The sequence below is a fragment of the Anabaena sp. UHCC 0204 genome (assembly GCF_009711975.1).
Taxonomy (GTDB): Bacteria; Cyanobacteriota; Cyanobacteriia; order Cyanobacteriales; family Nostocaceae; genus Dolichospermum.
On record NZ_VIKW01000063.1, the window covers coordinates 1 to 9,727 of the forward strand.

At 38.9% G+C, this 9,727-nt stretch carries 9 protein-coding genes; 3 read left to right on the forward strand and 6 right to left on the reverse strand.

All coding sequences use genetic code 11. From position 1 onward, the window contains the following. Positions 1–612: 612 nt before the first annotated feature. Positions 613–831 (forward strand): DUF4327 family protein, encoded by a 219-nt coding sequence (locus tag FJR04_RS24035; protein ID WP_168499612.1) that lies wholly within the window; start codon positions 613–615, stop codon positions 829–831. Positions 832–1,072: 241 nt separating this feature from the next. On the opposite strand, the gene FJR04_RS24040 is transcribed toward FJR04_RS24035, so the two are convergent. The 3 genes from FJR04_RS24040 to FJR04_RS24050 all read right to left on the reverse strand — a co-directional run bounded on the left by FJR04_RS24040 (position 1,073) and on the right by FJR04_RS24050 (position 5,167). Then, positions 1,073–2,326 (reverse strand): FHA domain-containing serine/threonine-protein kinase, encoded by a 1,254-nt coding sequence (locus FJR04_RS24040; RefSeq protein WP_168499614.1) that lies wholly within the window; start codon positions 2,324–2,326, stop codon positions 1,073–1,075. A gap of 104 nt (positions 2,327–2,430) precedes the next feature. After that, positions 2,431–4,365, reverse strand: coding sequence for a serine/threonine phosphatase (locus FJR04_RS24045; protein ID WP_168499616.1), 1,935 nt, complete (start codon positions 4,363–4,365; stop codon positions 2,431–2,433). Between the two features lie 196 nt (positions 4,366–4,561). Further along, positions 4,562–5,167 (reverse strand): rRNA large subunit pseudouridine synthase E, encoded by a 606-nt coding sequence (locus tag FJR04_RS24050; RefSeq protein ID WP_168499618.1) that lies wholly within the window; start codon positions 5,165–5,167, stop codon positions 4,562–4,564. A 73-nt stretch (positions 5,168–5,240) separates the two neighbouring features. Between FJR04_RS24050 and FJR04_RS24055 the strand changes: the two genes are divergently transcribed. Continuing rightward, positions 5,241–6,104, forward strand: a complete 864-nt coding sequence (locus FJR04_RS24055) for a phosphodiester glycosidase family protein (protein WP_168499630.1) — start codon at positions 5,241–5,243, stop codon at positions 6,102–6,104. Between the two features lie 414 nt (positions 6,105–6,518). Beyond that, entirely contained in the window at positions 6,519–8,426 is a 1,908-nt protein-coding gene (dnaK, locus tag FJR04_RS24060; protein ID WP_168499620.1) for a molecular chaperone DnaK, read from the forward strand. Positions 8,427–8,606: 180 nt separating this feature from the next. Here dnaK and FJR04_RS24065 read toward each other — a convergent pair whose 3' ends face one another. From FJR04_RS24065 to FJR04_RS24075, 3 genes are all read right to left on the reverse strand, one after another. Continuing rightward, a complete protein-coding gene (locus FJR04_RS24065; protein WP_168499622.1) occupies positions 8,607–8,831 on the reverse strand; it encodes a type II toxin-antitoxin system HicA family toxin in 225 nt (74 codons plus the stop codon). Further along, complete coding sequence (locus FJR04_RS24070; RefSeq protein ID WP_168499624.1) at positions 8,828–9,064, reverse strand: type II toxin-antitoxin system HicB family antitoxin; 237 nt, start codon at positions 9,062–9,064, stop codon at positions 8,828–8,830. Before FJR04_RS24070 ends, FJR04_RS24065 begins: the two co-directional genes overlap by 4 nt. Positions 9,065–9,210: 146 nt before the next feature. Next, the coding region (locus FJR04_RS24075; protein WP_168499626.1) for a tetratricopeptide repeat protein at positions 9,211–9,727 on the reverse strand (517 nt) is incomplete at its 5' end.

A 9,727-nucleotide genomic window follows, 5' to 3' on the forward strand; every position in this document is an offset into this window, starting at 1 on the left:
CACTAGAGTCTAGTTAAATTAAAAACGCTCTCCTTCCGGGGGGCGTTTTTTTATGTGATAATTAACGTTGTCGAAACTCACATACCTCTAAGATACAAGCGATAGAATACAGTCGCTATGAATCAAGCTTGTTTCAATATTTTAAAATAAACCTAGTCCAAGTTGAGAACTGTAGTTTTTTAAAAGGGAACAGGGAACAGGGAACAGGGAACAGGGAACAGGGAATAGGCAAGAGTATAGAATTTGAGAATAAAACCCGATTAAAAAAACTATGGGTTTCAAAATAGACGCGGTTTATATAAAAAATTAATCCTACAAAATTCAAAAAACTAGTTTCATTTCACTTTAGTTGCGTTATTATAGCCATGACAAGCATAAAAACCTTGTTAATCAGTCATTGCCACAACTGTTTAGCATCAATAGCTTTTAGTAGTGGTAATTACCGTACAAAACCGAATTCCCAAGCAATTAACTATCATTAGTTATGTTATAGTGGAAAAGTTAAGACTTGCTTTGCCAAACTATAATTGCTCCACGCACAGGTAATAATTGCAAACGGAAAGCTGTTTTAATCAAGCATTTACACACAAAAATCTGAAATACACCGAGGTTATGACTCAGCAAGTAATTCACCCAATGGTGAAATTGCAGCGTAACGTGCAATCACTCGTAGAATCCAATATTATCAAACCCAATGATAAAATTTGGAAGATTGCCTTACTCTATGGCGATGAATGGCAACACTGGAAACAAGAGTTGCTAGATTTTGGATTTAGCACACAAGATCCAATTAGCGACTTACTAGCAGTAGAAAAGTGGGACGACGACTAAACCACTAAATAGGTAAACTATACCAGCTATATCTAATCCAGCTTGGTGCAAATTTGCCTACCTTTATCAAGGATAGTAATGATCTTGTGTTTCATTGCCCTTGCTTTTATGGTGGGTGAACTTTTGCTTCAAGTCTATTTATAGATTTAGCACAAAAATGTATTCCATTTAGTATTGAAGTATACTCAAGCATCTTGACCAAAGTAGGTAAACTTTGCACTTAACTATTAACCAGATTATTCTAACTGGTGACTGATCTTAATGCTTGAGCTAACTCTTTTGCAGTATGATAGCGATCGCGTGGTAAAGGTTCAGTAACGCACTCAATGACCTGTCTTAATGGCTCATTCATAGTGGGTATACCTTTAACATCAAACCGAAAACTGCGTCCCCTTTGACGATAATACTTCAAAGGATTTTCCCCAGTTAATAAAAAAATCAGTGTTGGACCAATAGCATATAAATCAGATTGGGTGAGAGGTTGTCCCCTTTCTTGTTCAGGAGCGCAATAACCCTCAGCACCAATCCTTGTTCCTGGTTTTGTGCCAATTTCCTTGACAGCCCCAAAATCCAAAACAACAATAGTATTATTAGCACCCCGCACCATCAAATTAGCCGGTTTAATATCTCGGTGGATTAGTGGTGGTTCTTGGTGATGAAGATAATCTAGAATATCACAAGTTTGCACCATCCAAGCGATCGCCTGTTTAGGTGTCACAGGTCCAGTTAAGACAACCCGTTTTTCTAAATCTTGACCGTGAATTAATTCCATTGCCAAGTATTTCTTTCCACCTTCCACAAAAAAGTCATAGTATTTAGGGACTCCCGGATGGTGAAGATATTTAAGAATACTGGCTTCTCTCGCAAATAACTCTTGAGCTTTGGGAATTTTTGCCATATCAGCATTCATTTGCTTGAGTACCAACAATTGTGGTACACCACTAATTTCACCTGCGTCCCAAGCTAAATAGGTAGTACCCATACCACCCTGTCCCAGAGTTCGTAATACCTGATAATGACCAATGGTTTTTTGGACTACAATTGGTTGTCCACAGTGAATACAAAAGACATTCCCCGGATCATTGCCCTCATGGGTGCAACCAGAACCGGCAGATATTGGCGTTCTTCCCTGACTAATTTCCCCACCACCTGATGGTGTAGCCGTAGTCAGTAGGGGGAGTAATTCCTGAATTTGGACTTGTAGTAAAGGTCCACCCTGAGCCAATTGCAGTAGAGAATTATCAGTCAGGGTAGATTTATTTACTAGACTGCCATTGAGGAAAGTTCCATTAGTTCCTTGACTAATTACTTCCCAAGTATAACCCGATCCATTTGTTACTAATTTCAGTTCTAAATGATACCGGGAAACTAAATTATCAGCCAAAACAACGTGATTATCCACTGCCCGACCAATGCGGACAACGGTAGAACCCTCAAAACACCACTGTTGGAGCGGTGTTTTTTCATGCTTTTCTAATAGGGTCAGAGTAATCACAATAGGTAATGGGACACAATTAAATTCATTGCTAGAGACTCTTAACTGGGGACAGGAAAACAATCTGTGTAATTAATTCTGTATGAATACTGACAACATAAAAACTAATTTACAAACAAACCTTGTTGAGAAGGGCGGACTTTTACCCGTACTAGTATAGCTGTGATGTTGTCATGACCATTGTGTTCATTAGCCAAATCAATTAAATCTTGAAGACCTTTTTCCAAGTTACTACTAGAACTTAATAAAGGTTGGAGATGAGTTTGCCAATTAGTCTCTAGGCAATCATTATCTGATAAACCATCTGATACCAACACCAGAAGCATATCTTCATTAATATCAAAAAACTCGACATCGGGATGGATGGAATTTTCATTGCGTGGACCCAAAGCCTGAGTTAGCTGGTAGGCATCAGCCCGACCATAGGCTATAGTCGGTTCTACACCCCTAGCAATTTCTCGTTGACCAACTTCATGATCTATAGTTAATTGTTCGAGTCCTCGTTTACGAGTGAGACAATAAAGACGACTATCACCAACATGAGCAATTGCTGCCTGATTATCCTGAAGTAACAACATAACCAAAGTAGTACCCATACGCCCAATACCAGCACGAGCTTCTTTTTGATTAAGCTCATAAATAGCTTGATTGGCTAAATAAACCGCCTCTCGGATACTTTCCTTCCTCGGTAATTCTGCATCCACCCAAGTTTCTTGGAAGTATTTACGAATAGTATTCACAGCTAAGGCACTGGCTACTTCACCCCCAGCATGACCTCCCATCCCATCACAAAGAATATATACACTTTGGGCTGTAACCAAGCGATTTTTTGGTAATTCTAGCTTGTGAACTTTACTATCAATCCCGAAATAGTCTTCATTGTGATCACGTTGACGACCAACATCAGTATATCCAGCATATTCCAAACTACTTAGCTGCATGGATAGCACCATAGTTGGGATATCATCATTTCTGATCATTGTATCTTCCGTCTCATCGCTGAATTGCAATATAGTTGAGGAAGACGGAGATTTTTCTGGGGTAGATTCTGCTTCCAATAGAGATAACTGCGTTTGCCATAGCGATCGCAATTGTTCTAGAGTATTAATTTTCCCAGATTCCAAATCATCCAACATCTGCACAACAAACCCAAATTGAGTCCGCTGGGATTGTTTACACAAATTCCGCCACACTTGACCCAAACTTTTAATACTTAAAGCTTGTTTCTCATCCTGTGGGCATGGTTGGGGTATCAGCGCCGATGGTTCTATATATAACCTTTGTAATACTAAAACTTGGTCTTCATCTACTCGTAAATTTGACAACTCTAATAAACTTTGGCGACAACCGACCTTTTCTAACAACTCCCAAAGTTGAGTCATTTGATAAAACCAATATAAAATTTCCAACATAGTGATTGTGTCTTGCTGCCAGACATCAACCAACATTGGTAAATTGGATCTATCTTCCAACAAGACTACTTCTAGATCATCTTGTTGCCAAGCATCATGAATCTTGGGTATGGCTGGGTGCATTTCCACCTGCAATTCTAGATAAGCCTTTGCTAAATCAGGAATTGTCTGTGTAGCTATTTTGGTTTCATGTCCCAAGCTGGCTTCAATCAGTGATACTTGGTAAGGTTGGCAATCTAAAACTCGCATTGTCAGCGATTTATTAGCTGCCATAATTTCTGGATTTGGTAAAAATTCTAACAAGCGATAACGCTGCTGTGAATCTAAATAAGAATCTAAAGCCAACTTTAAGAATGGGCTAGTATCAGTAATACCAACCACGGGATTTTCTGAGTTTGGCGTTAATTCACCAGTTTCCTCAATAGTAGAAACAGCCGATGTGACTTGGGTAATCATAGCCCACCAAATCGTGCCACATTCCGCACCACATTTATGACAATGTTGTGCATTTATAGCTACATCAACACCGCATTCAGGGCAGACTTGATGAGCTAGGGATGTACCACAGCTTTGACAGAACTTATTACTATTAGGGTTTTCAAATTTACACTGGGGGCAAATCAGCATAGTGGAAGTTCCGATACTTTTTTGCTAAGGTGCTTCTAGCCATTAACATCCAAATTCCACAATTAGCTGACCCAGCCTACAGTAGACTTACATTCATATTGTGGTTTGAAGAGGAAATTAAGTGGCATTCTTAAAAAATTAATCGCGGCATTTGTAATTTTATGCGACTAACAACTGAATATTACAGCATCTAAAACTAGTTTTCCGGTGATTGATTTAGTTTTGTGAGTTCTAAGGGAGTTAGTTCTCGCCATTGTCCCGGAGCTAAATCATGTAATTGAATATGAGCAATACTCACCCTGATTAACCGCAAAGTCGGAAAACCCACAGCCGCCGTCATGCGACGGACTTGGCGGTTTTTCCCCTCAGTTAGAGTCATTTCTAGCCAAGCAGTGGGAATACTCTTACGATATCGAATGGGGGGAATGCGATCGCCTAACCAGCTACAGGAATCACCTACAAATGGTTCTTCTAAGAATAACCTAACTTGGGCAGGACGAGTCCGATAATCTTGAATTTCTACCCCAGTTTGCAGCCTATTAATAGCATCAACATCAGGAATACGTTCCACTTGTACCCAATAAGTCCGTTGATGACCAAAACGCGGATGAGCAAGACGGTGCTGTAATTTACCATCATTTGTTAATAACAGCAATCCTTCACTATCCCAATCCAAACGCCCTACAGGATAGACATTAGGAACATCTATATATTCTTTGAGCGTAATATGTTTCGGACTTTCCTGTGTAAATTGACTTAGAACTCCATAGGGTTTGTGAAAAATGATGTACCGATTAGTCATAAAAATAAATACGCAGTTATATTGAACACTGGAATATAAAAAAGTCAGGAATCAAAATTAATAAAAATCAATGATACCAATTAGCAAAATTAGCCGCAGATCCTTTTTATTTCTAAGTGGAGCAACCTTAGCACAAGGATTAACACTAACATTACCTAGTTATGCTCAAGCTGTACAGGTTAAAAAAAGTCGAATTAATGGCATTCCTTTTTATCAAACCATAGTTGACCTCACAGACCCAAAAACCTTGATTACAATTGGTTTAGCCAAAAATGCTACCTTTGCTAACACAATTCAAAAAACCAGTGGTGATGAAGACTTTAACAAATTAGTTGCCCGTTATCGCGCTACCGTCGTCGCTAACGGCACATTTTTCGCTAAAAATGCCCAAAAAACAGTTATGGGTAACATGGTAGCAGCCGGAAAATTTGTTAAATACAGTCGTTGGGAAAACTTTGGCACTACCTTGGGTTTACGAATTGGTAACAAACCAGAAATGGTAACAGCCAGAGTAGACGGCAAACCCGAATGGGATCAACATTGGTTTTCTCTAACTTGTGGACCAAGACTATTGCGACAAGGGAAAGTTTGGTTAAACCCCAAAATTGAAGGTTTTAAAGATCCCAATGTTTTAGGCAATAGCGCACGGACAGCCATTGGTTTTACCAAAGATGGGACAAAGTTGATTTTAGTCAACTTTGAAATTAACCTCTCCTTACAAAAAGAAGCACAAGCCATGAAAGCAATAGGTTGTTACGAAGCTATGAACTTAGATGGTGGAGCATCTAGAGCCTTAGCCAGTAAAGGTAATATCTTAGTTCCCGCAGGTAGACCTTTAACCAATGTCATTGTCATTTATGATGGCACTAATCCCGCCCCCACAGCCCTACAACAGGCATGGCAAAAGTTCCAAAAAGGAGAACGTCCTCCTTCGTAAATAATTGATAATTGACAATTACCAAGCCTTTTATTACGGATCAAGGGGTATAATTTTTAATTTTTAATTTCTAATTTTTAATTCCCAATAGGGTTTGACGGCAAATACGACTATAAAGTTACGGTTCACCCCAATTCCTGAAAGTATTAATTCTCATACATTAGTCAATGTGAAAGCACATTAATCCATGAAACCACTAGACATAATTTATAAAATTCACCGTTCCCCTAACGGTTCGGTAAACCACCCTTCATGGAATGGCTACCACTGAGTTTATATGATATTAGCCTAGTTGGGGATTTTATTCCCAGCAAAGCCTAACCCAACTGATTGTTATTAGCAGAGCAGTTAGTTAATGCAATTTTATATTCTCTCTGATTCATTTAGTAATTTTATACGGAGTAAACACCCAAAATGGCAAAAGTAGTTGGAATTGATTTAGGGACAACAAACTCCTGCGTAGCAGTAATGGAAGGTGGTAAACCCACCGTTATTGCTAATGCGGAAGGTTTTCGGACAACACCCTCAGTAGTTGCGTTTGCCAAAAATGGCGACAATTTAGTAGGTCAAATCGCTAAACGCCAAGCGGTGATGAACCCCGAAAATACTTTTTATTCTGTAAAACGCTTTATCGGTCGTCGTTTCGACGAAGTTACCAATGAAGCTACAGAAGTTTCTTATAAAGTTCTCAGTAGTGGCGGTAACGTTAAGGTAGATTCTCCAGGTGCTGGTAAGCAATTTGCTCCTGAAGAAATTTCTGCGAAAGTTCTCCGCAAATTAGTTGAAGATGCTAGTAAATATCTGGGTGAAACCGTTACCCAAGCGGTAATTACTGTTCCTGCTTACTTCAACGATTCCCAACGTCAAGCGACAAAAGACGCTGGTAAAATCGCGGGGATTGACGTTCTCCGAATTATCAACGAACCTACTGCTGCTTCCTTAGCTTACGGTTTTGATAAAAAGAGCAACGAAACTATCCTAGTATTTGACTTGGGTGGTGGTACTTTCGACGTATCCGTTCTGGAAGTCGGTGATGGTGTATTTGAAGTATTATCAACATCTGGTGATACACACCTTGGTGGTGACGACTTTGATAAAAAAATAGTTGATTTCTTAGCTGAAAAGTTCAAAAAAGACGAAGGTATTGACCTCCGTAAAGATAAACAAGCTTTACAACGTCTGACTGAAGCCGCAGAAAAAGCCAAAATTGAACTTTCTAGTGTCACCCAAGCAGAAATTAACCTCCCATTTATCACTGCTACCCAAGATGGTCCTAAGCATTTAGACACAACTTTAACTCGCGCCACGTTTGAAGAACTCTGCTCTGATTTAATTGACCGTTGCCGCATCCCTGTAGAAGATGCCCTGAAAGGTGCGAAATTAAATAAGACCAATATTGATGAAGTTGTTCTCGTTGGTGGTTCTACTCGGATTCCCGCAGTTCAAGATGTGGTGAAGCGGGTGTTAGGTAAAGATCCTAACCAAAGCGTTAACCCTGATGAAGTGGTAGCTGTTGGTGCTGCTATTCAAGCAGGTGTTTTGGCTGGTGATGTTACAGGTATCTTGTTGTTAGACGTAACACCATTGTCCTTGGGTGTAGAAACCTTGGGTGGTGTCATGACTAAGATTATTCCTCGCAACACCACAATTCCTACCAAGAAATCAGAAGTGTTCTCTACTGCTGTAGACGGACAAACTAACGTAGAAATTCACGTTCTCCAAGGTGAGAGAGAATTTGCTAACGATAACAAGAGTTTAGGAACTTTCCGTTTGGATGGTATTCCTCCTGCTCCCCGCGGTGTTCCTCAAATTGAAGTTACCTTTGATATTGACGCTAACGGTATTCTCAACGTGACTGCGAAGGATAAGGGTACTGGTAAGGAACAATCTATTAGTATCACTGGTGCTTCTACGCTCGATAAGAATGATGTAGACCGGATGGTTAGAGAAGCTGAACAAAATGCTTCTTCTGATAAAGAACGTCGTGAGAAAATTGAACGCAAAAACCAAGCTGATTCTTTAGCATATCAAGCTGAGAAGCAGTTAGAAGAGTTGGGTGATAAAGTTCCTGCTGCTGATAAGACTAAGGTTGAAGGTTTAGTTAAAGAAGTCAGAGAAGCAGTTGCTAAAGAAGATGATGATCAAATCCAGAAGTTGATGCCAGAACTGCAACAAGCTCTGTTTGCTATTGGTAGCAATATCTATCAACAAGCTGGTGGTGATGCTGGTGCTGCTGGTCCAGAAACTCCTGGCGCTGGTTCTCCTCCTCCTTCTGGTGGTGGTGATGATGTCATTGATGCCGATTTTACTGAAAGCAAGTAGTAATAAATTCTCATCAAGGGCGGTAAAATCCCGCCCCTACGCAAAAAAATACCCACCCAGATAAATGACTGGATGGGTATTTTTTATGGTAGTTAAATTATTTATTGCAAGATACTTCTTCCTTATCAACTTTATCTTAACAAATTTAAAAGCAAATGTCAACCCTCTTAATCTCCTATTTTAGAGATTTTGCCATTCTTCTAAACTTAATTTAGCTTGATGAATTACAATAGCGTGTAATGTGCCAATCGGAATATCTTTACTGTGCATTGGTAATACAACCATTCTGCCATCGGAATGTTCTAAAACTAAATGGCTACCTTTTTGATGATTTTCGATAAATCCGGCTTTCTTTAATTTGCGTAATGCTTTTTTAGGAGTAATAGCAGATAATTTATCGCTCATGAAACTAACTCGACAATTAGAACTGTTCCAGAATTTTTCTTGATTTTGGGAATAGGTAAACCTTGTTTTTCTAATGCTTCTAAATAAGCTAATACTGCTTCAGTAACATTCTTTTCTGCTTCAGCAAAATCTTGACCAAAAGAAGAAATATAATTGAGTTGGGGTATGGTAGCAATGACCATATTGCTATCAATATCAAAACTGTATTCTACGGGAAACTCTAGTCTATCCATGATAATATTACTCTTTTATCTGGGTTGAATTGAATTATAACTTAATCATATCATTGATTTAATTGGTGGGAATAAGTTCAATTTTTTTGTAGAAACATAAATGAATGGGTATTTTTTGTAAGAACAAGATCAGGCTGAGTCAATGTTCAAGAACTGCTTTTTTTACTTTTTTTCATATTCTTTTTCAAACGCCCTAAGTCACTTTTTAATAAAAGTCTTCGTGGATGCTTAGGATCTAAAAAATGATTAAAGATAGATAATGCTTCCTCATAATTTGCGACTGCTTCAGGAAATTGTTGACATTTTTCATAAAGTCTTCCTAGTGTCCAAATACGATTAGCATAGGATTGATTTCGAGTTTCTTGACGTTGGCGTTGAATATCTTTCCATCTTTCTAATAATGGAATGGCTTCTGAATACCGTTCTTTATTTCGATAAAGTTCCGCTAAATTATTGAGACTCATAGCAGTATGAGGATGATTTTCTTCTAATTGCTCTTCACTAATTTTCAGGGCGCGAAGATAGAGAGATTCTGCCTCCTCATATTGTCCTTTATTTTGATAAACTAGAGCTAAATTATTTAAACTAGCACCAGTATGAGGATGATTTTCTCCTAATTGCTCTTCACTAATTTTCAGGGCGCGAAGATAGAGGAATTTTGCC